We start from the raw sequence: 25,311 nt of genomic DNA, 5'->3' as shown, positions 1-25,311 counted from the left end.
AACGGTGGCGCCGATCATGCCATGCCGCACACTGCCATGGCCAACTTTTTCCAGGCGGCCAAGGCGAATCCCGCTAAAATATGCCGATCCCGCTTTCCCTTCCCGCAACCGCATAGGATATGTCCAGCATGAGCAGCGCACTCCACTTCAAGTCCATCAACTACACGGGCCAGGGCAGCGGCCCGCGCCTGATCGTCACCGGTGCCGTGCACGGCAATGAAACCTGCGGCACCAAGGGCATCCACCGCGTGATGGCTGAACTCGACAGCGGCACCCTCTCCATCCTGGCCGGCAGCGTCACCTTCGTGCCCATCACCAATCCGCTGGCTTACGCCAAGGGCGTGCGCAGCGGCGACCGCAACCTGAACCGCAATCTGTTTCCGAACGACAATCCGCAGGATTTCGAAGACCGCATCGCCAACTGGCTGTGCCCGCTGTTGGGCCAGCACGACGTGCTGCTGGACTTGCACTCGTTTAATGCCGACAGCCAGCCCTTCGTCATGGTGGGGCCGCGCAATAACGATGGCCCGCTGCAACCGTTTCAACATGAAGACAAGGAACGCGCGCTGGCGCGCCGCCTGGGCGTGCGCCGCTTCGTCGATGGCTGGCTGCACGCTTACGGCCAGGGCGTACAGCGCCGCCTGGGCAATAGCGACCAGGTGGGCCTGGTCCTGCGCTATGGCGTGGGCACGACCGAATACATGCGCTCGACGGGCGGCTATGCCCTGACCCTGGAATGCGGCCAGCACGCGGACCCGGGAGCGCCGGATGTCGCCTACCGCGCCATCATGAACACACTCGCCTTCCTCGGCTTCATCGACGCACCGCAACCGGAAGCCATCGCCGACGCCGACATGGAAGCCCTGAACATGGTCGTCGTGCACGACAAGCTGCACGCGGACGACCGCTTCATCAAGACCTGGTCCAGCTTTGACAAGGTCAAACAGGGCGAGCAGATCGGCGTGCGCGCGGACGGCACGCCTGTGACGGCCGAATTCGACGCCTACATCCTGTTCCCGGACGTCAATGCGGCGGCGAATGCGGAGTGGTATTACCTGGCGCGGGTGGCCAGCAGTTTTTGATTAATGTCCGACGGACTTTGAAAACAAATTGATCACCAGCACGCCGGCAATGATCAGCCCCAGGCCGATCAAGGCCGGCGTATCCAGGCTCTGCTTGAACCAGAACCAGCCGACGGCGGAAATGAGCACGATGCCCACGCCCGACCAGATCGCATACACGATACCGGTAGGGATGACCTTCAAGGTCAGGGACAAGCACCAGAAGGCGATGCTGTAGCCGACCACGGTGATGACGCTGGGCAGCAAGCGGCTGAAGCCGTCGGACGCCTTCAAGGCGCTGGTCGCGATGACTTCGGCGATGATGGCGATGGCCAGGTAGAAATACGTCATGGCGAGACTCATTCTTGTATCCTTTAATGTGGGCTGAGCAGCTTCAAGCCCAGGATGCCGGACACGATCAAGGCGATGCAGGCGATGCGCGCGGCGCTGGCCGGTTCGCCCAGCACCATGATGCCGAAGATGGCCGTGCCGACGGTACCGATACCGGTCCAGATGGCATACGCCGTACCCAGCGGCAAGTTGCGCAGCGCCAGGCCCAGCATCACCACGCTGCCCAGCATGGAAATGGCCGTCAGCACGGACGGCACGAGGCGGGTAAAGCCGGCGCTATATTTGAGGCCGATGGCCCAGCCAATTTCCAGTAAACCTGCCAATACCAGGATGATCCACGCCATCACGTCTCCCGAGGCGGCAGGGTCGTCCCCGCCATGCAGCCCCCACATCGAGCGGGGTCGTCCCCACAGGAGCAAAAGGAAAAGTATACCATTGGGTGAAAAGTCTTGCCCCAAGCACACTCTCGCTAGTGCCACGGCTCTAAACGAAAGGTGCCAAAAAACAAGCACTTGGCAGCATAATTACCCTATCCATTCACTCTCGGGAACTATGATGCTGCTTCTGGCCCAAATCCTTACCGCCCTCATCCTGCTGCTGCACGTCTACATCGTGCTGCTGGAAACCGTGCTGTTCAATACACGCGGACGCAAGGTGTTTGGCCTGTCCAAGGAAAAAGCGGAAATCGTGCGGCCCGCCATGTCGAATCAGGGTTGCTATAACGGCTTTCTCGTCGCGGCGCTGGCGCTGGGCTTTTTTCACCCGGACGCGGCCATCGCGCATGCATTCACCGTCTTCGGCCTGGCCTGCATCGCCATGGCCGGCGCGTGGGGCGCGGCGACCGTCATGACGCGCATTCTCTACCTGCAAACCGTGCCTGCTGTCATCGCCTTACTGCTGTTCCACTTCGCTTGATTCCTGCCGGGGTGGCCAGCCGCCGCCCCGCTCCGCACTCCCTGCGCATACCCCAAATGGGTGATGTTTCCAAAAAGCATGCCCGATACAATTCCTTGTAGCAATAAAAAAGATACCACCAGACACATGGTGGCAAATCACAGTCCACAGGGGAAATCATGCAAGCATATCCAACCACCTTTGCTGTCACTTTGCTCGGCTGCTTCATGCTGTCCGCCTGCGGTGGTGGCGCCAGCGACGACAGTGGCTCGGGCAGCGGCTCCACCAGCGCCAGCGGCGGCAACTCGTCAACCTGCCAGTACAGCAATCTGATCAGCGATGCGGAACGCAAGCAGGCCAGCGCCTGCGGCATCCAGGTATCGGGCAACTACGCTCAGGCAGACTCGGGATACGATAGCCTCGTTGCCGCCTGCAAGCAGGGCGACAAAGCCAAGGCGGATGCCTACTACAGCGGCACGTACCAGAAAATGGTCGACTATGCGCGCAGCGTGAGCAAGGAACTCGGTTGCGGGCAAAACAATGGCCCCACCTTGCCCAACAACAGCACGGCAAGCAACTACAATTTCTGTGTCAAAAGTACCAGCGTCAATGGTAAGCTCAGCTATGAAGGCGCTTGCTACGGCCCCGTCAAATCCGGCGAAGGCGGCTGCGGCAGCGGTTATAACTATGTGAGTCAGTACGCTAGCCTCAGCGCGTGCACCTCCGGCGGGAAAAGCTGGCTGGAATCGCGCTAAGGAAGTCGGGCGGCCGCAGCGAAGGCCGCCCCAAGATGTGTCTTGTCCACCGCTTGCCGCCATGAGGATCGCCAATGACGCCATCGCTCGCCGTCGCCAGCCAGGCGCTGATTACCCTGATCTACGAAGCGGCCACGCGGCATGGCGCCTGGTCGCAATTCCTCTCCGCCTTTGCACAACAGCTGAAGTCGCACGCGGGCCTGATCTGGGCCAATGATTTCAGCAACCGCTCGGTCGACGTCCAGCTGCCCGGTAGCGGCCTGTCCGCCACCTATGGCTTCGAAGCGGATGCCATGGCCAGCTTTGCCAGTTATTACGGCGCGCGCAATGTCTGGCTGGAAGACGCCACCCTGCACCACGAAGGCGCCGTCGTCACCGGCTCCATGCTGTTTCCCGACCATTGCCTGAAGAAAACCGAATACTGGACGGACTGGCTGCGCCCGCAAGACATCTTTTATACGGCGGCGGCCATCGTCGAATTGCGCGCCGAGCGCTCCACCAACGTCACCGTGGTGCGCCGCGAACGGGCGGGCGCCTACGAAGCGGGCGAGCTGGCGCTGATCCGCAGCCTGATGCCGCACCTGCAAACGGCCTTTGCCCTGCAGCGTAAACTGCGCAGGCTGGAAGTGCTGTCCCAGAGTTCCACCCAGGTGCTGGAATTGCTGCCGTTCGGGGTGCTGTTGCTCGACGCCACGTCGCAATTGTTATACGCCAACGAGCGGGCGCTGGCCATGACGGCTTCGACACGGCTGCTGCAGTTGCGCGACGGCGCACCCCTGTATTGCCCGCGGGAAGCGGACAACGGCGCATTGCGGCGCATGCTGCAGGAAGCAGCTCAAACGGGCACGACGGCGGCAGGCGGTCCCGGCGGCGTATTGACCCTGAACGGATTGACGGGAGAACAACTGCGCCTGCGCGTCACGCCCCTGCCCTCCTGGCACAGTCCGTTCGGCTCGGCCAGCGCCATCGCCGTTTTCCTCAGCGACAGCAGCGACCTGATCACTTCCCTGGCGGCCACCCTGCGCAATTTCTATGGCATGACGGTGGCGGAGGCACGCCTGACGGAAGCGCTCGTCAACGGCTATTCCTTGCAGGAATATGCAGAACGCCAGCGCATTTCCATCCACACGGCGCGCACCCAGATCAAGAGCGCCACCGCAAAGGCCGGCGCCCAGCGCCAGGTGGATCTGGTCCGCATCGTGCTGACGGGCCCTGCCGTGCTACAGCGCAATCCCCTCCCCGCCTGAGCCTTCAAAAACGCACGCCGCCGGCACGCTTTTCATTTATATCGTAAGATGACGATATTAGAATTTGGAAAACACGATATATACATCGCTGAAAGGCGAATTGTATGTTCAGGAGAAACTACATGGATATCGACGCCATCCACAAGGCGCTAGCCAATCCGGTGCGCCGGCAGATTTTGCAATGGCTCAAGGAACCGCAGCAGTATTTCCAAGAGCAAGAGCACCCGCTGCACCTGGGCGTGTGCGCCGGCTTGATCGACCGCCGCCTGAACCTGTCGCAATCGACGGTCTCGGCGCACCTGGCCAGCTTGCAGAAAGCAGGCCTGATTTCGGCAACCAAGGTGGGGCAATGGAGTTTCTTCAGCCGCAACGAAGCCACCATTGCGGCCTTTCTCGACCACATGCAGCAAGGTTTATAAACAAGCACTACCGTCGCACTCCCTTCACATTGACGCCTGACCGGCACCCACAAGGACAATCATGACAACTTTATTCGACCCCATCACCATTGGCAGTCTGCAACTGAAAAACCGCATCATCATGGCGCCGCTGACGCGTTCGCGCGCCGGCAATCCGGGCCGCGTGCCCAACGCCCTGATGGCCGAGTACTACACGCAGCGCGCTTCGGCCGGCATGATCATCTCGGAAGCGACGGCCGTCACGCCGCAGGGCGTGGGCTATGCCGACACGCCGGGTATCTGGTCCGAGGAGCAGGTGGAAGGCTGGAAACACATCACCAAGGCCGTGCATGACGCGGGCGGCTTGATCGTGCTGCAACTGTGGCATGTGGGCCGCATTTCCGCACCCGTTTTTCTCGATGGCGACCTGCCAGTGGCGCCCAGCGCCGTCAAGCCGGCCGGCCATGTCAGCCTGCTGCGCCCGAAACAGGAATTCGTCACGCCGCGCGCGCTCGATACGGAAGAGATTCCCGGCATCGTGGCGGCTTACCGCCTGGGTGCCGAGAATGCGAAAAAAGCCGGTTTCGACGGCGTGGAAATCCACGGTGCAAATGGTTATTTGCTCGACCAGTTCCTGCAAGACAGCACTAACTTGCGCACCGACAACTACGGCGGCTCGATTGAAAACCGCGCCCGCCTGATGCTGGAAGTGACGGATGCGTGCATCGAGGTATGGGGCGCCGACAAGGTGGGCATGCATTTGGCACCGCGCCGCGATGCGCACGACATGGGCGATTCCGACCCGCGCGCCACCTTCGGCTATGTGGCACGCGAGCTGGGCAAGCGCGGCATCGCCTTCATCTGCGCGCGCGAAGCGCTCGGTGAAGACCGCCTGGGCCCGTACCTGAAACAGGAATTTGGCGGCGTCTACATTGCCAACGAAAAAATGGACAAGGCGGCGGCCGAAGCCTTGCTGGCCAAGGGCGAAGCCGATGCCGTGGCCTTCGGCCTGTGGTTCATCGCCAATCCCGACCTGCCTGTCCGCCTGCACAGCGACGCGCCATTGAATCCGCTGAACCCGGACACCCTGTACGCACCGGACTCTGCCGGCTACACGGATTACCCTGCACTGGCGGCACAGGTGTAAACAGCACCCTCAGCGCAGCCCCCTCAGCGGCATTGCGCTGCTCGTCCCCCGGCGGCGGACGCAACGATATCAACGCAGCTGACTGCGCAATGATCGTGGCGTCCGCCGTGTTACTTCCGCCGCAGTTCCCCCACCTTCAGCGCCATCGGCGCCGTGCCGGCCGGGCCGCGCGACGCGCGTGCACGCTGCTGAGCACACGGCGTATCACCTCGGCCGGCACCGCGTGCTCGCGCAAGTAGGCTGTCGCCACCGTCCGGCCCAGAGTGTGATGAAACGCCACGCCACGCTCAACGAGCTCGGCCATCACTTTGTCCGTTCGCTCATGCTCCCCAGGTACATCATCGATACTGTCTTTCATGCCATGGCTCCCTGTCGGGTGGATCAACGCTGCATCAAGTTTTGACCACATTGTGCGCATTTAGTGCCCGCCACCGTGGCAAAGCATCGTTAAAATAGCAGCGACAACAGCGCCGATGCCGCATGAATAGCGGCCTCGGCTGCTTGTCGCCACCGCCAGCCCCGTATAGAATGCCTGCGCAGAATTTTGCTTCAAGGAAAATGGCCACCAGCGCCATCCCATTAAGAACAGTGTCACTGAAGGGTATCAATGGACGATTTATTTGTACAAGCGGGCGACTTGCCGACCTGGCACCAGCGCTGCGCGTTGCGCGTGCTGCATCTGTTTGGCTGGCGCATGCGCTTCCGTCCCCTGCCGGGGCCGCGCGGCATCGTCGTCGTCTACCCGCACACGTCGAACTGGGATTTCATGGTGGGCCTGTTCGGCAAATGGGCGCTGTCGCTGCCGTTCCGCTGGCTGGCCAAGGATTCCTTGTTCCGCGGCCCGATGGGCAAGGTACTGCGCTACCTGGGCGGCGAACCCGTCGACCGCAGCACCACCAGCGGCACGATTCAACGCCAGGCCGAGCGCATGCTGGCCGCCGACTGGTACTGGCTGGCCATCACGCCGGAAGCGACGCGCAGCTACCGCCCGAACTGGAAAAGCGGCTTTTATCACCTGGCCCTGGCTGCCAGGGTGCCGCTGTTGCTGGTGTATATCGACTACCCGAACAAGGTGCTGGGCGTCGTTGACCATTTATACTTGACGGGCGATAAGGAGGCCGACATGGCCGCCATCGCCGCCGTGTATGCGGGCCATCAGGGCTTGCACCCGGAAAAGGCAGCGCCCATCGTACTGTCCGACAAGCGCCCCGGCGCTTAGTTCACTCCCATCAGCACCACGCCGGCGGCCGTCAAGGCCACGCCGGCGACGCGCAGCACGCGCCCGGCCGGCACCTGACCAAGGAAACGCCCGGCACACAGCAGCATGGCCGTAGCCAGCAGGAAGCCGCACGCGGCCGAGGCAGCCGGTAATTCCTGGCCATGCGCATTGCCATGCGCCAGCGCAAACATGCCCACAAGCCCCATGCCGAGCCAGTTCGGCAGCGCCAGCGCCAGCGCGATGGCCAGCCCCACCAGCGCCACCGTGGCGGCGATGCCCGTTTCCAGCCCAGGCACCGTCAAGCCCGCCATGCCGGCCAGCGCGCCGAGCAGCATCATGCCCAGGAAAGTGGCGGGCTGGGCCAGGCCGCGGCGCTGCTGGCCGCCCCAGATGCCCACGCCCAACATGGCCAGCAAATGGTCGATGCCCGTGAACGGATGGGCAAAACCGGCCAGGAAGCCGGCGCTCTCGCCATGGCCGGGATGCGCCATGGCGGGCAAGGCCAGCAGGCACAGTGCCGCCGCAGCGGCCGTTTTTGTCATCAGTCTTGCGCTCATTGCAGCTCCTTGCCTGGTTGGTCGAGCAAACCTTGCTCGCGGATAAAATCGATGACGACCTGCACGCCGTCGCCGCTGCGCAGGTTGGTCAACACGAAGGGGCGCTCGCCGCGCATGCGTTTCGCATCCTGCGCCATCACGTCCAGGTTGGCGCCCACGTACGGCGCCAGGTCCGTCTTGTTGATGATCAGCAAATCGGAGCGCGTGATGCCGGGCCCGCCCTTGCGCGGGATTTTTTCGCCGCCGGCCACGTCGATTACGTAAATCGTCAGGTCCGACAATTCCGGACTGAAGGTAGCGGCCAAATTGTCGCCGCCCGATTCGACGAGGATCAAGTCGAGATGCGGAAAATCTGCCTGCATGCGCGCGATGGCTTCCAGGTTGATCGAGGCATCTTCGCGGATGGCCGTGTGCGGACAGCCGCCCGTCTCCACGCCCATCAGGCGCTCGGCCGGCAAGGCATCCGCGCGCAACAGGATTTCCATGTCTTCCTTGGTGTAGATGTCATTCGTGATGACGGCCATGTCGTAGCGCTCGCGCATGCCCTTGCACAGCATTTCGCACAGGGCCGTCTTGCCCGAGCCGACGGGCCCGCCGATGCCTACGCGCAGGGGATTGGAGGTAGTCGATGTCATGTTGTAGTCTCTCGTTGTCGTGTTCAGGATCGGTACAAACGGCTGTACTGCACTTCGTGCCGCATCGACAGCAGCGACAGGCCGGGTGCCCAGTTGCCCATCTCGTCGTCCTGCAAGGTTTGCGCCATCAGCGCCGCCGCTTCCAGCTCCGGCCGCAGCGACAGCAGCAAACGCTGGCCCGCCACCTGCCCCAACGGCACGGATTTCACGCAGACGAGCACCTGGTTTTCCGCCCAGGCGAACAGCATGGCCAGCAGCGCCTCTTCACGCGGAATGGCCAGTGCCGCCACGGCGCAGGCATAGGCCGTCGGCAATGCCACTTCCGGCTGGCCCTGCAGCATGTCGATCAGCACGCCGTCGGCCACGCCCAGTTCGGCCAGCAGCTTGGTCAATGAATAGCCCATCTGGATGGTTTCGGCGCGAAACTCCGCCGTGTCGCGCGAAGCGATGAAGCGTTCGCTCCAGCGCTGCACGGCGCACACATCCTGCGCCTCGAACGCCAGCATCAAACGCCAGCACAGCGGCGCTTCCCAGCGCGCCACCACGTGCGTCAGATGCAGCGCGATCCAGTCGCGCGCCGTGGCCGCATCCGCCACCAGGCCGCACTCCAGTGCCGCTTCCAGCCCCTGCGAATAGCTGTAGGCACCAATCGGCAAAGCCGGGCTGGCGAACTGCAGCAAATGCAGCAGGGCCGAGGCCTGCATCAGACGGTACCCGGCGCATCGCCGGGGCGGTGGATCTTCTGCCGCAGCGGCACGGGCGCCAGCAAGTGCTGGCCGTGGCCGTCGTGGTGGCCATGGCCGCCGCCATACGCGCCCGCTTCCGGCTCGAATGGCGCGCTTTCTTCCGTCACAGTCGCCTGCAAGCCTTCCAGCATCTCCTTCAATACCACGTCCTTGCGGATGCGCAAAAAGCCGTCACCCACCTGCGCCTGCGTATGGCGGTTCCCCAGGTGGAAAGCACAGCGCAGCAGGGTGTGGGCATCCGCGCAGCACACCAGGTAAGTCGGTTCGCGCGCGGCGACGATCTGCACCACCTGCCCTTGCGGCCCTGTCATGCGCTCGCCGTCGCGCAGCACCGTGCCGCGCACGGTGAACACGGCCACCTCGTCGCCATTCGACAGCACGGCGCGCAGCCGGCATTTTTCGCGCTGGTCGTAGGGCAGCACAAGTTGAGCAACAACGGCGCGATTGTCGTCAGCCGCCAGTTTGGTATGCAATGTGAGCATGATGTCTCCTGCCTAGAATAGAAAATAGCGCTGCGCCATCGGCAGCACGGCGGCCGCCTCGCACACCAGCAGTTGGCCGTCGGCGCGCACAGCATAGGTTTCCGGGTCCACTTCCATGTGCGGCGTGGCGCTGTTATGGATCATGTCGTGCTTGCGCAAGCCGCGCATGTTCTTCACGGCGATGACGGATTTATTCAGTTTCAACTGGTGGCCGATATCGAGGTCGTAGGCCGCCTGCGAGACAAAGGTGAACGACTTTTTCAGGCCGCCGCCGAAGGCGCCGAACATCATGCGGCAATGCACGGGCTGGGGCGTGGGAATCGAGGCGTTCGGGTCGCCCATCTGCGCGGCGGCGATCATGCCGCCCTTTAATATCATCGATGGCTTGACGCCGAAGAAGGCCGGCTTCCACAACACGATGTCGGCGATCTTGCCCGCCTCGATGGAACCGACCACGTGCGCGATCCCATGCGTGATGGCCGGGTTGATCGTGTACTTGGCGATATAGCGCCTGGCGCGGAAATTGTCGCTGCGCGCCGTGTCGGTCGCCAGCGGTCCCCGCTGCACCTTCATCTTGTGCGCCGTCTGCCAGGTGCGCATGATTACTTCGCCCACGCGGCCCATGGCTTGCGAATCGGACGACATCATGGAAATGGCGCCGATATCGTGCAAAATGTCTTCGGCGGCGATGGTTTCGCGGCGGATGCGCGACTCGGCAAACGCCACATCTTCGGCAATCGCCGGGTCCAGGTGGTGGCACACCATCAGCATGTCCAGATGCTCGTCGAGCGTGTTGACGGTAAACGGGCGCGTCGGATTGGTCGATGACGGCAGCACGTTGGCCTGCCCCACGGCGGCGATGATGTCGGGCGCATGGCCGCCGCCCGCCCCTTCCGTGTGAAACGTATGGATGGTGCGGTCCTTGAAGGCGGCCAGGGTGTGCTCCAAAAAACCGCCCTCGTTGAGAGTGTCGCTGTGCAGCGCCACCTGCACGTCCATGCGGTCCGCGACGGACAGGCAGTTGTCGATGGCGGCCGGCGTGCTGCCCCAGTCTTCATGCAATTTGAGGCCGATGGCGCCCGCGCGTACCTGCTCTTCCAGCGGCAGCGGCAAACTCACATTGCCCTTGCCCATGAAGCCCAGGTTCATCGGGAAGGCGTCGGCGGCCCCCAGCATGGCGTGCAAATGCCATGGCCCCGGGGTGCAGGTAGTGGCGGCCGTGCCTACGGCCGGCCCCGTGCCACCGCCCAGCATGGTCGTCACGCCGCTCATCAGCGCTTCCTCGATCTGCTGCGGGCAGATGAAGTGGATATGCGTGTCGACGCCGCCTGCCGTGACGATCAGGCCTTCGCCGGCGATGATCTCGGTCGCGCCGCCGATGGGCAGGGTCACGCCGGGCTGGATGTCCGGGTTGCCCGCCTTGCCGATGCCGAAAATTAAACCGTTTTTCAGGCCGATATCGGCTTTCACGATGCCCCAGTGGTCGAGGATGACGGCATTCGTGATGACGGTATCCATCACCTCGGCCGCGCAGCGCTGCGACTGCCCCATGCCGTCGCGGATCACCTTGCCGCCGCCGAATTTCACTTCTTCGCCGTAGATCGCGTAGTCATGCTCGATCTCGATGAACAATTCCGTGTCGGCCAGGCGGATACGGTCGCCCTTGGTGGGGCCGAACATTTCGGCGTATGCGCTGCGGGCAATGCTGGCCATCTCAATCCTTTCCCGGTGGAGTGTCTTGCAGTTCGCCCATGACTTCACCATTGAAGCCGTAGACCTTGCGCTCCCCCGCCAGCGCCACCAGTTCCACCGTGCGCTGCTGGCCCGGTTCGAAACGCACGGCGGTGCCGGCCGTGATGTTCAAACGCATGCCGTAGGCGCGCCAGCGCTCGAAAGCCAGCGCCGGATTGACTTCAAAAAAGTGGAAGTGCGAGCCGACCTGTATCGGCCGGTCGCCCCGGTTGGCCACCACCACGGTGGCCGTGGCGCGCCCGGCATTGAGGCTGATTTCGCCTTCTTCCAATTTGTACTCGCCTGGGGTCATGATGGGACTCCTGTCAATATCGCATGGATGCTTACACTATCGGATGATGCACGGTCACCAGCTTGCTGCCATCGGGGAAGGTCGCTTCCACCTGGATGTCGGGAATCATCTCGGCGATGCCATCCATCACGTCGGCGCGCGAGAGTATTTTGGTACCGTCCGACATCAGCTGCGCCACCGACTTGCCATCGCGCGCGCCTTCCATGATGGCGGCGCTGATCAGGGCCACCGCTTCCGGATAATTCAATTTCAAGCCGCGCGCCAGGCGCCGTTCGGCCAGCAGCGCGGCAGTAAAAATGAGCAGCTTGTCTTTTTCGCGGGGCGTCAGATCCATGGTTTTCCTTGCGCTTCTTTCCTGATCAAGTGTTCCAGATGCGGGGCACGACGGCGTCGCGTCCCAGCATGGCGGGGCGCAGCAACTGCCAGGCGGCCAGCATGATCGTGCGCGCCGCCTCGCTGTCGCCGCACAGCAGGCGCACCACCACGAGAGATTTCATCTGCGTGGCGCCAAACACGGCGCCAGCCGGCACGGCGATCTCGCGCACGGCGGCCAGCACGGCGGCCAGCACGGCGGGGGAAACGGGTGTGCCAACGGCGATCAGGGTGGCGCACACCGTGTGGCCCCCCAGACCCAGTGGGCTGGCCATCAGCGCGCCGCCGGCGGCCAGCACACCCTGCTCCCACCACAGCAGCTTGTCGCCGCGGCGGATCTGCACCTGCTGGGCGATGCTGCCCGTGTTAAAAATTTCACCAGAGGCGCTGCGGCCCAGGCAGACGATGTCGCAGCCGATGTAGCTGGCGTCCGCCGCCAGTTCCACTTCGTGGTGCAGGCGCACGCAAGCCTGGTCGAAGAAAATGCTTTCCTGCGGCAGCCACTCGATGGCAGCGCCGCTACCGGCGCGCAGCACGATGTGCTGGCCCGAGACGTGGCCATTCGCGCGGTACCACTTGGCGGCGCCCGGCGACGTAAGAAACGCGTGCGCGCCATCGCCCACCGTGGCGTCGACGGCCAGCTGGTCGCCGCCCACCACGCCGCCGGGCGGATGGATGATGATGGCGTGGCAGACGGCATCGCCCTCCGGATACAGGGACTTTTGCACGCGCAAGGGGCCGCTATGCGTGCGCTCGACCAGGCGGCTGACGCCATCGTGCAGCGCAAAACCCAGGCGCAGGTGCGCCTGCCAGGCGCTGTGCGCGCTGGCCTCATTCGATGTAGCTGGACGGGTGCTGTCTGGCATGCGGGGCAATCGCGTAAATAAGCGATTACCTAAGCAGGATATGTGCCAGCGTCAAGGGATGGAACAGTGAGCATTGCGCACCACGCTGCAGCGGATGCACCGGCATGGTGCACCGGCCGCACCGTGGCGCTTAGGCCACCGCCACGGCCAGGGTGCGCCGTTCGCGCAGCAAGGCCGTAAAGGCTTCCGCAGCCAGGGGACGGCTGAAATAATAGCCCTGCATTTCGTCGCAGCCGTGCTCCGTCAGGAAGTCCACCTGCTCGCGCGTTTCCACGCCTTCGGCGATGACGCGCATGTCCAGGTTGTGCGCCAGCGAGATGACGGAACGCGCGATGGCCGCGTCGCTGCTGCTGGTGGTGACGTCGTCGACGAAGGATTTGTCGATCTTCAGCACGTCGATGGGAAAGCGCTTCAGGTAGCCCAGGCTGGAATAGCCTGTGCCGAAGTCGTCGAGCGAAATGCCGACGCCGATATCCTTCAGGCGCGTGAGAGCCGCCACTGCCTTGTCCGGGTCGCCCATCACCGTGCTTTCCGTGATCTCGATACCCAGGCAGGCCGGCGCGATGCCGTATTTGCGCAAGGTCGCCTCGACGAAAGGCACCGTGCGGTCCTGCGCGAACTGTTTGCCGGACAGGTTGACGGCCACCTTGATGCTGCCCAGGCCCGCGTCGTGCCACGCGCGTATCTGCGCGCACACGCTTTCCAGCACCCATTCGCCGATGGCCGTGATCGAGCCGTATTCCTCGGCCAGCGCGATAAACAGGCCGGGCGGCACCTTGCCCAGCACCGGATTATCCCAGCGCAGCAGGGCTTCCGCTCCCAGCAAGGCACCCGTGCGCAAACACATCTGCGGCTGGTAATGCACGGCGAATTCATCACGGCCGATGGCGCCGCGCAACTGCTGCTGCATGGCCAGACGGGCGCGGATATCGCTGCCCATGCGTTCCGTGAAGAAGGCGTAATGGTCGCGCCCCATTTCCTTGGCGCGCACCAGGGCGGTGTCGGCGTGGCGCAGCACGTCGTCGAGGCTGTCGCCGTCGGCCGGGCACATGGCAATGCCGATGCTGGTGGTCAGCGCCAGGCGCTCGCCACCGACGTTGAGCTCTTCGCGCAAGCCGGCCAGGATGGTTTGCGCCAGCCCCAGCGTGCGGCCCAACAGGGCATCGTCCTGCAGCAGGATCTGGAATTCGTCGCCGCCCTGGCGTACCACGGTGTCGCCCTCGCGCACGCAGCCGGACAGGAAACGCGCCACCACTTGCAACGCCTTGTCGCCCACGGCCTGGCCGTGCGAATCGTTGATGTTCTTGAAGCGGTCCAGGTCCAGGCACATCAGCACTACCTGCTGGCCGTCGCGCAGGGCATTCACGCGCGCCTGTTCGAAGCGCTCGCGCAACAGCACGCGGTTCGGCAAGCCAGTCAGCGCGTCGTGGTAAGAGAGGAAGTCGATCAGATGTTGTTCGGCCTTGCGTTCGCTGATATCGAGGAAGACGCCGATGTAGTTAACGACGGCGCCGTCATCCCCGTGCACGGTGGAGGCGCTGAGCAGGCAGGGATAGGTATCGCCGCTCTTGCGCCGGGTCTGCACCTCGCCCGACCAGCGACCGCTGCTGCGCAAGCCCTGGCGCAAGGCCTGCAGCACCGCTTCGCCCGTGTGTCCGGCATGCAGGCGCATGATGTCCGTGCCCACCACTTCCTGCGCCGCGTAGCCGGTGATACGTGTAAAGGAGGGATTGGCCGTGACGATGACGCCGGCCGGATCGGTGATCAGGATGGCGTCCTGGGTGGCTTCGAAGACCTGGCCGGACAGGCGCAGCAATTCTTCATTGGCGCGACGGATCTGCACTTCGCGTGCCAGGGTGCTGGCCACCTGTTCCAGTTCGGCCGTGCGTTCGGCCACGCGCCGCTCCAGGTTGGCGCGCTCCTGCGCCAGCTGCAGCTGCGCCCGCGCCAGGCGCACGTGCGCATCAGTACGGGCGAGGATTTCCTCGGCCTGGAAGGGCTTGGCGATGAAATCGACGGCGCCCAGCGCAAAGCCGCGCACCTTGTCGTCCGTATCGTGCTGGGCCGACAGGAAGATCACCGGCACCTGGCGCAGGGACGGTATCTCCTTCAGGCGGCGGCAGACTTCAAAACCGTCGAGACCCGGCATGCGCACGTCGAGCAGGATCAGCTCCGGCGGGCGCGCCTGGGCCGTCCACAGGGCCAGTTCACCGTTCGGCGCCTGGCGCACCGCGTAGCCGGCGCCACCCAGCAAATCGCTCAACAACTTCAGCGAAGCCGGCGTATCTTCAACGATCAGTACTTCGCCCTTAGCATTCACTTCCAAAAAATCGCGGTGCATGTAGCAGTTCTCTCAGCTTTGGATGAGGCGCGGCGGTCGATTGCCACGCTGGACAAGACATTTCTTTGCGATGAACTACGTACTATCATCATAATCTTTATTGCAATTTAGCACCATCCATGCGCGGTACTTAGTCCGTCTTTTCATCGAAACCGATGTTGTCAGCCCACACTTTCAGGTAGGCGCCAGCGTCCCTTCGCTCTCCAGCAAGACACACAGCTGACGGTACTGATGCTGGTCGAGCATGGCCTGCAGCGGCGCCACCAACGGTGCCACCGATGCAGGCAGAGTGGCCAGCAGCTGTGCCACCCTGGCCAGGTTCAATTCGCGCAGCGCCACCAGCAAGGCGGCGCGCTCTTCCCCTGCCAGCAGCAGCAAGTCTTGCGCCTGCAGTGCCGGCAGCACTGCCGCCTGCGCCGGCATGGCCGGTGGCGCGGGAGCCTGCACTGGCGCCTGCGCCGCCTGCGCGGGTATGCTGAAACGGAAGGTGGCACCCTGCCCCGGCGTGGACTCCACCGTCAGTTCGCCTTTCATCAACTGCACGAATTCGCGCGAGATGGCCAGCCCCAGGCCCGTGCCATCCTTCGGCCCAGCGCTGTCGGCCTGCACAAAGGGTTCGAAGATGCGCTGCTGGTCCTCCGGGGCGATGCCAAAGCCCGTGTCGCTGACGGCGAACGACAGGCGCCACGTGGCCTCATCGCGCCGCTCGCCACGCACGCGCAAGGTGACCTCGCCGCTGCCGGCGAACTTGATAGCATTCGACATCAGGTTCAGCAGCACCTGGCGCAAGCGCGTCGCATCGAGCAGCACTGCCGCCGGCAAGTCCGCGCAATCGAGGCGCAGGGCCAGTCCCTGCTGCTCGGCGCGTATGCCCAGCATGTCCATCACCTCCTGCAACAGGGGTGCCAGCGCCACTACAGCCGTCTGCGCCTGCAAGCGTCCCGCCTCGCCCTTCGACAGTTCGAGGATTTCATTGATCAGGGTGAGCAAATGGTTGCCGGAGCGGTGGATGATGGCCAGGTTGCGCTTTTCATCGTCCTGCATGTTGGGCGAGGCGGCCATCAGGCGCGAAAAGCCAATCACGGAATTCAAGGGCGTGCGCAGTTCATGGCTCATGTTCGCCAGGAAGGTGCTCTTGGCGCGGTTCGCCGCCTGTGCCTGGCTGACGGCCACCGACAGGGCGCTCGTGCGCTCGGCCACCAGTTCTTCCAGGTGATGGCGGTGGCGCAGCAGTTCCAGTTCGGCCTCGCGGTGCGCCGTGATGTCGTAGTTCGACCCGACCAGGCGCATGGGCCGGCCCTTGCCGTCGCGGAAGATCACGGCATCGACCTTGATGTAGCGGATGGCGCCATCGGGCCACAGGATGCGGTATTCGTGCGTGAACGCCTGGCCGGCGGCCAGCGCGGCGCGCAGGGCCTCCTTGGCGGCCGGCACGTCGTCCGGCATCAGCGCCGCGCGCCATATCGCCGCCGGCGACAGGGTGCTGGCCGCATCGGCCTTGAACTGCGCGTACATCTGTTCATCCCATTGCAATGCGTCGCTGATGACGTTCCAGTCCCAGATACCGATGCTGGCCGCGCCGGTCGCCGTCTGCACGCGCTCCTCGCTGCGTTGCAGCGCGCGGTAGCGGCTGTCGAGCAGCGCCACCATGTCGCGGATGGAGCGGTACAGGGTACGCAGCTCGCCCAGGAACCACGCTTTCGGTGGCGTGCCGAACGCTTCGCCCTGCCCCGCCGTGACGCCTGCGGCATACTGGCCGATCGCCTTCAGGGGCTTGAGCATCAGACACCACATGAGTAGCCAGATGCTGGCCACCAGGATCACGTCGAGCGCCACGATCATGGCGCCGATGCCCAGCGCGCGCTGCCGCAGCTGCTCGTGCAGCAGGGCCGGCGTCGCATACACGGCAACGCTACCGATGACTTGTCCACCCATCGTCACAGGGCGCCGCTGCGCCAGCCAGCCGGGTTCGGCAGACAGCGCGGAAAGGCTGTCGATGGCGCCGTCCGCATTGCGGCGCAGGACCAGCGCCTCCTTACCGATGCCCGGCGTGAGGGAGCTGGCCACCAGGTCGCGCTTGCCCAGCATGCTGCGCATGATGGCCTGCATCTGCTTTTCGTCCAGGTTCCACAATGGCAGTTCGATGGCCACGGCCAGCTGGTCCGCACTGACTGCCAGGCTGCGATGCAGGTGCTGCCAGCGCTGCTCGCGTTCGGACTCGTAAAACAGCACGGCAAACACCAGCAACAGCGCAGTGACGACAAAGGTCAGCGCCACGCTGACGGCCAGCACGATGGATACGCTGCCCAGGCGGGCGTCTTTGGGTGCGTGAAAATTCATGCGTCTTCGCCCTGCGGTTCGCTGGCCAGCTGCGCCAGCAAGGCGCACAGCGGCTGGTACTGGTGCTGTTCCAGCATGGCGGCGATGTGCGCGGACAGCTGCGGCAGGCTGGTGGAGACACCGGCCAGCACGATGGCGCTGCGCCGCAAATCGAGGGCTTGCACGGATTCGAGCAGCGCCTGCCGTTCAGCTGCACCCAGTTGGCCCAGCGCCTGCTGCAAGTCAAAGGCCGCCGCCGGCACACGAGGCGGCGCTGCGGCGCTGCGCTGGAAACGCACGCCCAATTGCTGCTCCAGCATGGCGAACAGGTGTTCCTGCTCGATCGGCTTGCGCAAGAAGCCGTCGGCGCCGGCCGCCAGCGCCTCCTGCTTTTCTTCTTCGAAGGCGGAAGCGGTCATGATCACCAGGCGCGGCTGCACCAGCGCCGGCTGCGCGCGCAGCCAGCGCGTCAGCGCCAGGCCATCCACGTCCGGCATGCGCCAGTCACTCAGCACCATGTCATAGCGCTGCGCCGTCAGCATGGCTTGCGCCTGCGCGCCGCCCGCCGCCTCCTGCAGCTGGAAACCCAGCGGCGCCAGCAAGCCGGCCAGCAGCTTGCGGCAATTGTCGTCATCATCGACCAGCAGCACCATGCGCCCGCGCTGGCCCGGCGGCAGGCGCGCCACGCGGCCCGGTGCCAGCGCCGCGATGGCCGGCTGCTGCAGCACCGGTGCGCGCAAGTCGAAATGGAATACGGAGCCCGCTCCCAAGGTGGAATCGACGCGCAGCTCGCCCCCCATCAGGCGCACGAATTCGCGCGAAATGGTCAGCCCCAGTCCGGTGCCGGCCTGCGCCACGGCGCTGTCGGCCTGCACGAACGGTTCAAAGATGCGTTCCAGATCCGCTTCCGCGATGCCGCTGCCCGTATCGCGCACGGCAAACGCCAGCGCCACCTGCCCACCTTCTGCCGCCTGGCACGCCAGCGACAAGATCACGCTGCCGTGCTCGATGAATTTGAGCGCGTTCGACAACAAATTGAGCAGCACCTGGCGCAGCTTGGCGCCATCAAGGCGCACCAGCGGCGGCACGCCGGAACGTTCGATCTGCAGCGCGATGCCCTGGTCGCTCGAGCGCATGCGCACCATCTCGAGCACCTCGTCGAGCAAACCATTCAAGTCCACGGGCCCCGTTTGCAGCTGCATGCGGCCCGCTTCGATTTTCGACAATTCCAGGATATCGTTGATCAAGGTCAACAAGTGGTGGCCGGCGCGGTTGATGATGGCCAGGTTATGCTTTTCTTCCTCGAACATGCTGCTCGAATCGGCCATCATCTGCGAAAAACCGATCACGGAATTCAAGGGCGTGCGCAATTCGTGGCTCATGTTGGCCAGGAAGACGCTTTTCGCGCGATTCGCCGATTCGGCCTCGGTGACGGCCACCGACAGGGCGGCCGTACGCTGCTGCACCAGTTCTTCCAGGTGATCCCGGTAGCCGAGCAATTCCTGCTCGCTGTGCTTGCGCTCGGAAATGTCGACGATGCCGCTGCGCACCAGGCGCCGCCCTTCCATGGGCAATTTGACCAGCCGCACCTCGCAGGGAAAAATGCTGCCATCGGCACGCCGCACATTGCGCTCCACCAGGACAGGCTCGCCCAGCATGGCGCGGCGCAGATGCTCTTCCATCATCAGCCCCAGCGGCAGGCCATCGGGCTGCTTGCCGCTATACAGGTCGAACGGCCCGCGCGCCAGCAGCGCTTCGCGCGACAGGCCCAGCATGCACTGCGCGCTGCTGTTGGCGTCGACGAAGCGGTCCAGGTCCAGGTCATACACGAGGATGGCTTCCGGCGCATGCTCGACCAGGATGCGGAAGCGCTGCTCGCTCTCGCGCGCCTCGCTCTCGGCGCGCCGCAGGCACCGCCGCTGCAGCAGCAAGGCGCTCAGCAAGCCGGCCATCACGATGAAGACGCCGCCCACCAGCAGCACGGCAACGCGGTGTTCCTGCCACAGTTGCGGCGGCCGGTTGAAGAACAACGTGTGCGGCGGCAGGCGGCTGATGTCGGCATCCCAGCGCTGCAGTTGTTCCCAGTCATACATCGGCACCGGCCGGGCGGGCGGCAGCAAGGCGCCCGGCGCGGCAGGCGCCTTGCCCGCCAGCACGGCCAGCGACATCTGCGCCATTTGCTGCGCGGCCTGTTCGATGTGCAGGATGGAGCCGCCCACGATGCCCTTGCCCACCGTCGCGTTGTACATGCCAAAGGTGGGCACATTGGCCAGCCGAGCCAGCTGCACGGAAAACTGCACGGGCGTGGCGATGTTGCCGTCCACGTCGCGATTGACATTGCCCGCCACTAACACGCTATCGGCGGGCAAGTGCGCCACCGACGAGCGCATCTGGTCCAGGGTCAGGTTGTCGAGGTAGCGCATGGCCACCTTTCCCTGCCACGCCAGCGCCGCCTGCTGCATGTTGCGCTTCAAGAGCTGGTCGGCCTCGCTGGTGCCAACGGCCATGACGATGGTCTTGGTGTCTGGGAACAGCGACATGGCTTGCGCCAGAGTGCCGGGAAAATCGACATTCGCCTTTTGCTGCCAGATGGCAGCCGGGCTGCCGGCAGGCAAGGCCTTGCCCGAACTGTTAATCGCCAGTACGGGCACGCCGCGCGCCAGCGGCGCCAGGTCCGACAGCAAAAAATCGAGCGCCGGCTGCTGCATGGCGATGATCAAGTCGGCTTTGCGCCCCATCATCTGAGTGTATCTTAAAAGCAACAAATCACGCATCTCGTTGCGCAGCGCCGGGTCGCCCTGGGTATTCATGTTGAGGTGCTCGACCATGATGTCTTCGCTGGCCAGGCCCGCAGCCACCATGGCGGCCACATAGGTGCGCGTGTACGACTCCACGCCAGCGCGGCCATAATCGTAGGCGTTAAGGAAGAGCACGCGCTGGCCCTGGTGCGGCGGCGCAGCGGCGGGCGCCGATGCCGGCAAAGCGGCAGGGGCAGCGGCGACACAGAGCGCCAGAAGCAATGCGCGGCAGCAGCGGCGCACCGCTGCCCTGCCCATCCCGCCGCCAGGCCGCAAGCCGCCCGGCACATCACGCATCATTCGCCATGCCTATGCTCACTCCCGCCTGTCACCATGTTTCAACTATGCACTGACTGATCAGCCACCGACATTCACAAAAACATGATAACTTCAACTGCAGGGGCAAGTCTATTGCTTAGGGCAATCTTTTGACAATGCAGCCGCTCGCAACGCCAACCATCGTCACGCGGCGGTGCCGCTGATACCGAACAATTCGAGCTTCAGCCCTTTTATGCCTGACGGCACATAAATCGCAATCGCCTGAGCCTTGATCATGCTGTCATACAGACTGCCCTTGTTATCGATCGAAAAGTAATACGTATTGGGCCGCACCGGCACTTCAGCAGGAACCTGGGCCATATGGCGCAACTCGGCACCCGGAAGCGCCCGGCCCAGCAATAGTTCGATATTGTCCGGAGACGAAATTTTGAATTGCAACGGCACCGTGGCGACCAGTTCCAGCGCCGGCATATCGGCGCTTACCGCAAGACAGAGTTCGGTCTGACGGTCAATCCGCGTGGCATCGAGCAAACCGTGATAGTGGGTGTTTTGTTGCGTGTCGTTGGACAGCGCAATCGGGAAGTAACGCGACAGGAGCACGGTATCGATCAGGTCGCGAATGATGCCATCGAGCTTGCCGAAACCGGGAGCCGCATCATCGTGACAATAAGCCGGCAAGTCGCTCAGTGTGTATTTTTTAGAGAACGTCATCAAGCCACCAGCCAATGCCATCAATTTTTCAAATAAATACACGGGATGGTGGCGCCGGTAACTGGCGCAATGACTGAGCGTGGCGCTGGCCGTGCTCAATGTATTGAGCATCCAGAACGAGGAAACATCCGCGCCATGAAATTCCACCATATTGTTACCGGGCTGACGGTGGCGGCTGTACAGCGCCTCAATTTTCGCGCCCATGCGGTCAATCAGCGAATCGAGCATTTTCTGCAGCGAGGACTCGGCGCTGATGGTCAGGCCAGGCGGAATGAAGGAAGGATCTATTTCAAAGCTGCCATTGCCAGCCCGGTACAAACGGATCACCGGGATGGCAAGGTAATCATTCAAGGGGTCCAGTTGCGACAGCAGATACACGCGTTTCTTCAGGAAAGCCACGTCTATGCTGACTGCCTCGCTGTACAGATCCGGAGTCTCGATATCAGCCTGCACATAGCGCGCGCCTGCAGAGCTCACATTGCCGCCATGTGCCTGCAGCGCCGGTAGCGCGGCATAAAAAGTAAAACTATGTTCGCTCGAAGGCAGCTTGGACAGATCAACCGCACTGGGCAATACATCGCCAAGCGGCGCTTCAAACAGTTCTCCATCCTGAAACACGAGCGACATGCTGTCCGCCCGCAGGCTATTGTTGGCCAGTGCATCCGCATTCCAGCTGACGCCATGCACGCCCCACAAATGTGGATTAATCAACGAGGCCAGGCGTTGCAGGCGCGCTTCATGGTAGCGGTCCAGTTGCTGGAATTGCTGGGGACCGATGGCCAGGCCCTCGGACCAAAGTAATTTGGATGGCAATGTCATTGCGTTCTCCCATGTTGACCGTTGGAATCATGCTGCCTTGCCAGTCTGATGTTGCCAGCTTGGAAGTCCTTGATGTTGCGCAGCAACCCTGTTCAATTATTTGCGCAAACGCAATTTACCTCTGAGCAAACGCTCGGATACTGGCCACTCCGCAGCAAAGACACCAAGGAGGAAAATAGAGATGGAGGATTTGCTGCCGTATTTCGAGCGCGAATTGGTGATGCTGCGGCGACATAGCCGTGAGTTTGCCGAACGTTATCCGAGAATCGCCGGCAAGTTACACCTATCCGGAGAGTCTTGCGAAGATCCGCACGTCGAACACTTGATCGAATCGGTGGCCATGCTGGCGGCACGCATCTCAAAACGGCTCGATGACGACTATCCGCAATTTACCGAAGCCCTGTTCGAAGCCCTGTTCCCACATTATCTGCGTCCCTTTCCAGCGTGCAGCATCGTGCATCAGCCCGCCCCGGCGGCTGGAGCAGGCATATTGCACCTGCCGGCCGGCAGTGAAATGGATGCAACGCCTGTGCGCGGCGTGCGCTGCCGTTTCAAGACGGTCTACGATATAACGACAGGAACAACGGCGCTGGAAAGTGCGGTTTTCGATTCCATGATCAAGGCGCCGCCAGGCGTACGCCTGCCTGCATCAGGCACTTCCTCGCTGAACATCGGCATCCGGCATCTCGATGTGGCGCCCGCATCGCTGCGCGTTTTCATCGATGGCGAAGCTTCCTTTTCCGCCGCATTGCGCGATGCCTTGTTCATGCATACAGTCTGCGCGTTTGTGTCTATCGACGCGCTGCAATGGATGGCCTTGCCCGCCGTGCCTTTGACACCTGTCGGCTTCGCCGACACGGATGGCTTGCTACCTTTCGGTGCTCGTTCGCAGCCGGCCTACCGTATCCTGAGCGAGTATTTTGCGTATCCGGAAAAATTCAATTTCTTTGACCTCGATATCGCCGCGCTGAGTGCTGCCCTGCCGCCCGAGTGCCAGCGCTTTACCCTACATCTGTGCATGGCCGGTTTGCGACCCGATTCCGCTACGGCGCGCATGTTGTCCAGCATTTCCGACGAAAACTTGAGGCTGGGCTGCAGTCCGGCGGTCAACCTCTTCCGCCAGGAAGGCGTGCCGATCGCCGTCACCAGGCAGAAAACCGACTACTCCGTGCTGGCCCATGCTACCCATGCGCATGGCTACGAAGTCGTCTCAGTCGATGCGGTGCGTTTGCTGCGCCAACGGGGAGGCGAAAGCACGCTGACCGAATTTCGCCCGCTGTACAGCCTGCGCCATGGCGAAGGTGCTGCGCAACAAGGCCATTACTGGGTCGTACGCCACGATACGAATTTGGCCATCAAAAGTCCTGGCCACGAAAAGAAAATCACGCTGGTTGATGGCGACTTCAATCCCTTGATCCATGAAAAGGCCAGCTTATCGCTGTCGCTGACATGCAGTAACCGCGATCTTCCCCTTGCACTCAAATACGGCCAGCCGCAAGGAGACTTGCAACCGTGCGGCGGCGGACCGGCACTGCACATGCTGCGACGCCCCAGTCAGCCGCGATGCTTTTCACCGGGCGCAGGCCTGCACTGGCGCCTGATTTCGCACCTGGCGCTGAATCATCACGCGCTGGTCCAGGAAGGCCTGCCGGCGCTGCGCGAAATGCTCACGCTGTATGACCTGTCCCAATCGGCAAACTCGCAACGCCAGATCGGCGGCATCTCCGCGCTGGCGCACTCACCGACAACGACATGGCTGCGGCACAAGCGCGGCACCTCGTTGGCGCATGGCGTGGAGGTGCGTATCACGCTGGACGAGGAAGCGTTCGTCGGCAGCAGCATGCACCTGTTTGTGCAGGTTATCGATCACTTCCTGGGACTGTATGTGCAAATCAACAGTTTCATCGAACTGGTGGTGCTGTCAAGGCAAAGCGGAGAGGAGCTGATCCGATGCAAACCAAGAAGCGGACTGCAGAATCTGGTGTGATGCACCACTTGCTGGCCGAACCATACCGCTACCAGTTCATACAGGCAGTGCGTATTCTGCTGTGCTGGCTACGGCAGCAGAATGTATCCCATACGCAAGCCTTTAGCCAGGTGTTACGCTTCAAGAACAGCTTGTCGTTGAGTTTTCCCGCCAGCGAAATTGAGCAGCTCTCGCTCGACGACAATGAACAACTGACCCTGATACCAACGTTCATGCGTTTTCTGGGCGGCGGCGGTACCTTGCCCTTGCACCACTCGGAACGCATCGCCGCCTACCGCTTGTCGAGCAAAGACACTGGCGTCTCGGCCTTCCTTGATATCTTTTCGCACCGCATGGTCGTGCTGTATTACCAGGCGTGGGAAAAGTATCGACTGGAATCCACGCTCCAGACCCTGGCAAAAGATGCACAATTGCCTTTGATGCTGGCACTGGCCGGCGTGCGGCGCACTGCGCTGCCGTCGAGCGCCGAACCGGATGCCGTGACGCAGGACGTCGCGGCCTGGTACGCGGGTCAGCTGCGCTGCCGTCCCGTCTCCGCGCAAGCGATTGGCCGTGTGCTGACCGAGTACTGCGGCGTACCAGTCACCCTGCAACAATTTGTCGGTGGCTGGGACTATCTGGAAAAAAATCGGCGCAGCCTGCTAGCCAGCGTCAACTTTACCCTTGCGCGCGGCGCAACGCTTGGCCTGCGGCTTTGGCGCCAGGACCTGCGCGTCAGCCTGCATATCGGCCCGCTGGATCGCGCCGGCCTGCAACGTTTCCTGCCGCGCAGCGCAGGTGCGGCGGTGCTGGCAAAGATGCTGGCGCTGTTTGGCGTGCCGGACTTGCAGTACGAAGTGCGGCTGATATTGAGTCCGCCATGCATTACTCCCCTGCTCCTGAGCTCCCAACCTTCAGAAAGCCGGCGCCTTGGCTGGACGACTTTCTTGCAAACAGCACACGGCAAGGCAGGCGGCGCGGAAGTGCGCTATTTGCTGCACCTGGCTTGAGCAGTCATCCCTGGAAAGCGAGGCAAACATGAAACATGCGGGACGCGGCGTCATCCGGCTCGGAGACGCAACCGATCATGGCGGCAAGGTCACCAGCGCATCATCCGGCACCACCGTGATGGGAAAGACGGCGGCGCTGGCCGATGACACCACCTTCTGCCCCAAGTGCAAGGGCAGCTTTCCGATCACACCGGATGGCGCCGGCGCAAAACACATGGGCAAGGCGTACGCCTATGACGGCGATGCCACCGCCTGTGGCGCCCACCTGATCACATCGCTATAACGGAGGCAGGC

Annotated in this window: 24 protein-coding genes; 10 read left to right on the top strand and 14 right to left on the bottom strand. The window is 63.1% G+C overall.

The genetic code is table 11. The annotated features are described in order from the left end of the window. Positions 1–119: 119 nt before the first annotated feature. Complete coding sequence (locus tag ACQ4WN_RS11620; protein ID WP_436551679.1) at positions 120–1,082, top strand: M14 family metallopeptidase; 963 nt, start codon at positions 120–122, stop codon at positions 1,080–1,082. On the opposite strand, the gene ACQ4WN_RS11615 is transcribed toward ACQ4WN_RS11620, so the two are convergent. Both ACQ4WN_RS11615 and sugE read right to left on the bottom strand, forming a co-directional pair. Further along, positions 1,083–1,412 (bottom strand): SMR family transporter, encoded by a 330-nt coding sequence (locus ACQ4WN_RS11615; protein ID WP_426070861.1) that lies wholly within the window; start codon positions 1,410–1,412, stop codon positions 1,083–1,085. It lies immediately after the preceding gene. Between the two features lie 23 nt (positions 1,413–1,435). Continuing rightward, positions 1,436–1,756 carry a quaternary ammonium compound efflux SMR transporter SugE gene (sugE, locus tag ACQ4WN_RS11610; RefSeq protein WP_436551678.1) on the bottom strand — a complete coding sequence of 107 codons (321 nt, stop codon included), beginning with the start codon at positions 1,754–1,756 and terminating at the stop codon, positions 1,436–1,438. 208 nt (positions 1,757–1,964) lie between these two features. Here sugE and ACQ4WN_RS11605 point away from each other — a divergent pair, with 208 nt between their 5' ends. The 6 genes from ACQ4WN_RS11605 (at position 1,965) to ACQ4WN_RS11580 (ending at position 7,072) form a co-directional block, all read left to right on the top strand. Next, positions 1,965–2,327, top strand: coding sequence for a DUF1304 domain-containing protein (locus ACQ4WN_RS11605; protein WP_436551677.1), 363 nt, complete (start codon positions 1,965–1,967; stop codon positions 2,325–2,327). A gap of 158 nt (positions 2,328–2,485) precedes the next feature. Then, a complete protein-coding gene (locus tag ACQ4WN_RS11600) occupies positions 2,486–3,061 on the top strand; it encodes a hypothetical protein (protein WP_436551676.1) in 576 nt (191 codons plus the stop codon). Positions 3,062–3,135: 74 nt separating this feature from the next. Beyond that, a complete protein-coding gene (locus tag ACQ4WN_RS11595; protein WP_436551675.1) occupies positions 3,136–4,308 on the top strand; it encodes a helix-turn-helix transcriptional regulator in 1,173 nt (390 codons plus the stop codon). A gap of 122 nt (positions 4,309–4,430) precedes the next feature. Then, positions 4,431–4,727, top strand: a complete 297-nt coding sequence (locus ACQ4WN_RS11590; RefSeq protein ID WP_353656531.1) for an ArsR/SmtB family transcription factor — start codon at positions 4,431–4,433, stop codon at positions 4,725–4,727. Positions 4,728–4,788: 61 nt separating this feature from the next. Next, positions 4,789–5,853 carry an alkene reductase gene (locus ACQ4WN_RS11585; protein WP_436551674.1) on the top strand — a complete coding sequence of 355 codons (1,065 nt, stop codon included), beginning with the start codon at positions 4,789–4,791 and terminating at the stop codon, positions 5,851–5,853. Between the two features lie 607 nt (positions 5,854–6,460). Then, complete coding sequence (locus ACQ4WN_RS11580; protein WP_436551673.1) at positions 6,461–7,072, top strand: 1-acyl-sn-glycerol-3-phosphate acyltransferase; 612 nt, start codon at positions 6,461–6,463, stop codon at positions 7,070–7,072. On the opposite strand, the gene ACQ4WN_RS11575 is transcribed toward ACQ4WN_RS11580, so the two are convergent. The 12 genes from ACQ4WN_RS11575 to tssK all read right to left on the bottom strand — a co-directional run bounded on the left by ACQ4WN_RS11575 (position 7,069) and on the right by tssK (position 22,041). After that, positions 7,069–7,629 carry a HupE/UreJ family protein gene (locus ACQ4WN_RS11575; RefSeq protein WP_436551672.1) on the bottom strand — a complete coding sequence of 187 codons (561 nt, stop codon included), beginning with the start codon at positions 7,627–7,629 and terminating at the stop codon, positions 7,069–7,071. The genes ACQ4WN_RS11580 and ACQ4WN_RS11575 overlap by 4 nt on opposite strands. Further along, a complete protein-coding gene (gene ureG, locus ACQ4WN_RS11570) occupies positions 7,626–8,264 on the bottom strand; it encodes an urease accessory protein UreG (protein WP_436551671.1) in 639 nt (212 codons plus the stop codon). The genes ACQ4WN_RS11575 and ureG overlap by 4 nt, the downstream gene beginning before the upstream one ends. Positions 8,265–8,287: 23 nt before the next feature. Then, complete coding sequence (locus tag ACQ4WN_RS11565) at positions 8,288–8,968, bottom strand: urease accessory protein UreF (RefSeq protein ID WP_436551670.1); 681 nt, start codon at positions 8,966–8,968, stop codon at positions 8,288–8,290. After that, positions 8,968–9,492 (bottom strand): urease accessory protein UreE, encoded by a 525-nt coding sequence (gene ureE / locus ACQ4WN_RS11560; RefSeq protein WP_436551669.1) that lies wholly within the window; start codon positions 9,490–9,492, stop codon positions 8,968–8,970. The genes ACQ4WN_RS11565 and ureE overlap by 1 nt, the downstream gene beginning before the upstream one ends. Before the next feature lie 12 nt (positions 9,493–9,504). Then, positions 9,505–11,205 carry an urease subunit alpha gene (ureC, locus tag ACQ4WN_RS11555; RefSeq protein ID WP_436551668.1) on the bottom strand — a complete coding sequence of 567 codons (1,701 nt, stop codon included), beginning with the start codon at positions 11,203–11,205 and terminating at the stop codon, positions 9,505–9,507. 1 nt (position 11,206) lies between these two features. Further along, positions 11,207–11,536: an urease subunit beta gene (locus ACQ4WN_RS11550; protein WP_076571695.1), complete on the bottom strand. Its 330-nt coding sequence runs from the start codon at positions 11,534–11,536 to the stop codon at positions 11,207–11,209. A 31-nt stretch (positions 11,537–11,567) separates the two neighbouring features. Further along, a complete protein-coding gene (locus tag ACQ4WN_RS11545; RefSeq protein ID WP_436551667.1) occupies positions 11,568–11,870 on the bottom strand; it encodes an urease subunit gamma in 303 nt (100 codons plus the stop codon). A 25-nt stretch (positions 11,871–11,895) separates the two neighbouring features. Then, positions 11,896–12,774: an urease accessory protein UreD gene (locus ACQ4WN_RS11540; RefSeq protein WP_436551666.1), complete on the bottom strand. Its 879-nt coding sequence runs from the start codon at positions 12,772–12,774 to the stop codon at positions 11,896–11,898. A gap of 130 nt (positions 12,775–12,904) precedes the next feature. Beyond that, positions 12,905–15,115: a GGDEF/EAL domain-containing response regulator gene (locus ACQ4WN_RS11535; RefSeq protein WP_436551665.1), complete on the bottom strand. Its 2,211-nt coding sequence runs from the start codon at positions 15,113–15,115 to the stop codon at positions 12,905–12,907. Between the two features lie 174 nt (positions 15,116–15,289). Then, positions 15,290–17,455 carry a sensor histidine kinase gene (locus ACQ4WN_RS11530; RefSeq protein WP_436551664.1) on the bottom strand — a complete coding sequence of 722 codons (2,166 nt, stop codon included), beginning with the start codon at positions 17,453–17,455 and terminating at the stop codon, positions 15,290–15,292. After that, a complete protein-coding gene (locus ACQ4WN_RS11525) occupies positions 17,452–20,532 on the bottom strand; it encodes a sensor histidine kinase (protein WP_436551663.1) in 3,081 nt (1,026 codons plus the stop codon). The genes ACQ4WN_RS11530 and ACQ4WN_RS11525 overlap by 4 nt, the downstream gene beginning before the upstream one ends. Before the next feature lie 162 nt (positions 20,533–20,694). Then, on the bottom strand, positions 20,695–22,041 hold the full coding sequence (gene tssK, locus ACQ4WN_RS11520) for a type VI secretion system baseplate subunit TssK (RefSeq protein ID WP_436551662.1): 1,347 nt from the start codon (positions 22,039–22,041) through the stop codon (positions 20,695–20,697). A 181-nt stretch (positions 22,042–22,222) separates the two neighbouring features. Between tssK and tssF the strand changes: the two genes are divergently transcribed. From tssF to ACQ4WN_RS11505, 3 genes are read left to right on the top strand one after another with little or no spacing between them, the layout of a single operon-like run. Continuing rightward, the gene (tssF, locus tag ACQ4WN_RS11515; RefSeq protein ID WP_436551661.1) at positions 22,223–24,028 is read left to right on the top strand and encodes a type VI secretion system baseplate subunit TssF; all 1,806 of its coding nucleotides are present in this window, start codon (positions 22,223–22,225) and stop codon (positions 24,026–24,028) included. After that, positions 24,028–25,017, top strand: coding sequence for a type VI secretion system baseplate subunit TssG (tssG, locus tag ACQ4WN_RS11510; protein WP_436551762.1), 990 nt, complete (start codon positions 24,028–24,030; stop codon positions 25,015–25,017). The genes tssF and tssG overlap by 1 nt, the downstream gene beginning before the upstream one ends. 28 nt (positions 25,018–25,045) lie before the next feature. Beyond that, positions 25,046–25,300 carry a PAAR domain-containing protein gene (locus ACQ4WN_RS11505; RefSeq protein WP_436551660.1) on the top strand — a complete coding sequence of 85 codons (255 nt, stop codon included), beginning with the start codon at positions 25,046–25,048 and terminating at the stop codon, positions 25,298–25,300. The last annotated feature ends 11 nt before the right edge of the window (positions 25,301–25,311 follow it).

Source organism: Janthinobacterium pasteuri (assembly GCF_051380775.1).
Lineage (GTDB): Bacteria > Pseudomonadota > Gammaproteobacteria > Burkholderiales > Burkholderiaceae_D > Janthinobacterium.
Note: the sequence above shows the minus strand (reverse complement) of the source record. Positions and strands in the feature narration are given on the sequence as shown.

Bases quoted from the DNA above. Each gene is read 5' to 3' on its own strand.
- ACQ4WN_RS11600 (WP_436551676.1), top strand. From the start codon at position 2,486: ATGCAAGCATATCCAACCACCTTTGCTGTCACTTTGCTCGGCTGCTTC.
- ACQ4WN_RS11590 (WP_353656531.1), top strand. From the start codon at position 4,431: ATGGATATCGACGCCATCCACAAGGCGCTAGCCAATCCGGTGCGCCGG.
- ACQ4WN_RS11505 (WP_436551660.1), top strand. From the start codon at position 25,046: ATGAAACATGCGGGACGCGGCGTCATCCGGCTCGGAGACGCAACCGAT.
- ACQ4WN_RS11525 (WP_436551663.1), bottom strand. From the start codon at position 20,532: ATGATGCGTGATGTGCCGGGCGGCTTGCGGCCTGGCGGCGGGATGGGC.
- ACQ4WN_RS11595 (WP_436551675.1), top strand. From the start codon at position 3,136: ATGACGCCATCGCTCGCCGTCGCCAGCCAGGCGCTGATTACCCTGATC.
- tssK (WP_436551662.1), bottom strand. From the start codon at position 22,041: ATGACATTGCCATCCAAATTACTTTGGTCCGAGGGCCTGGCCATCGGT.
- ACQ4WN_RS11565 (WP_436551670.1), bottom strand. From the start codon at position 8,968: ATGCAGGCCTCGGCCCTGCTGCATTTGCTGCAGTTCGCCAGCCCGGCT.
- sugE (WP_436551678.1), bottom strand. From the start codon at position 1,756: ATGGCGTGGATCATCCTGGTATTGGCAGGTTTACTGGAAATTGGCTGG.
- ACQ4WN_RS11580 (WP_436551673.1), top strand. From the start codon at position 6,461: ATGGACGATTTATTTGTACAAGCGGGCGACTTGCCGACCTGGCACCAG.
- ACQ4WN_RS11545 (WP_436551667.1), bottom strand. From the start codon at position 11,870: ATGGATCTGACGCCCCGCGAAAAAGACAAGCTGCTCATTTTTACTGCC.
- ureG (WP_436551671.1), bottom strand. From the start codon at position 8,264: ATGACATCGACTACCTCCAATCCCCTGCGCGTAGGCATCGGCGGGCCC.
- ACQ4WN_RS11530 (WP_436551664.1), bottom strand. From the start codon at position 17,455: ATGAATTTTCACGCACCCAAAGACGCCCGCCTGGGCAGCGTATCCATC.
- ACQ4WN_RS11585 (WP_436551674.1), top strand. From the start codon at position 4,789: ATGACAACTTTATTCGACCCCATCACCATTGGCAGTCTGCAACTGAAA.
- tssG (WP_436551762.1), top strand. From the start codon at position 24,028: ATGCACCACTTGCTGGCCGAACCATACCGCTACCAGTTCATACAGGCA.
- ureE (WP_436551669.1), bottom strand. From the start codon at position 9,492: ATGCTCACATTGCATACCAAACTGGCGGCTGACGACAATCGCGCCGTT.
- ACQ4WN_RS11535 (WP_436551665.1), bottom strand. From the start codon at position 15,115: ATGCACCGCGATTTTTTGGAAGTGAATGCTAAGGGCGAAGTACTGATC.
- ACQ4WN_RS11615 (WP_426070861.1), bottom strand. From the start codon at position 1,412: ATGACGTATTTCTACCTGGCCATCGCCATCATCGCCGAAGTCATCGCG.
- ACQ4WN_RS11550 (WP_076571695.1), bottom strand. From the start codon at position 11,536: ATGACCCCAGGCGAGTACAAATTGGAAGAAGGCGAAATCAGCCTCAAT.
- ACQ4WN_RS11575 (WP_436551672.1), bottom strand. From the start codon at position 7,629: ATGAGCGCAAGACTGATGACAAAAACGGCCGCTGCGGCGGCACTGTGC.
- ureC (WP_436551668.1), bottom strand. From the start codon at position 11,205: ATGGCCAGCATTGCCCGCAGCGCATACGCCGAAATGTTCGGCCCCACC.
- ACQ4WN_RS11620 (WP_436551679.1), top strand. From the start codon at position 120: ATGTCCAGCATGAGCAGCGCACTCCACTTCAAGTCCATCAACTACACG.
- ACQ4WN_RS11540 (WP_436551666.1), bottom strand. From the start codon at position 12,774: ATGCCAGACAGCACCCGTCCAGCTACATCGAATGAGGCCAGCGCGCAC.
- ACQ4WN_RS11605 (WP_436551677.1), top strand. From the start codon at position 1,965: ATGATGCTGCTTCTGGCCCAAATCCTTACCGCCCTCATCCTGCTGCTG.
- tssF (WP_436551661.1), top strand. From the start codon at position 22,223: ATGGAGGATTTGCTGCCGTATTTCGAGCGCGAATTGGTGATGCTGCGG.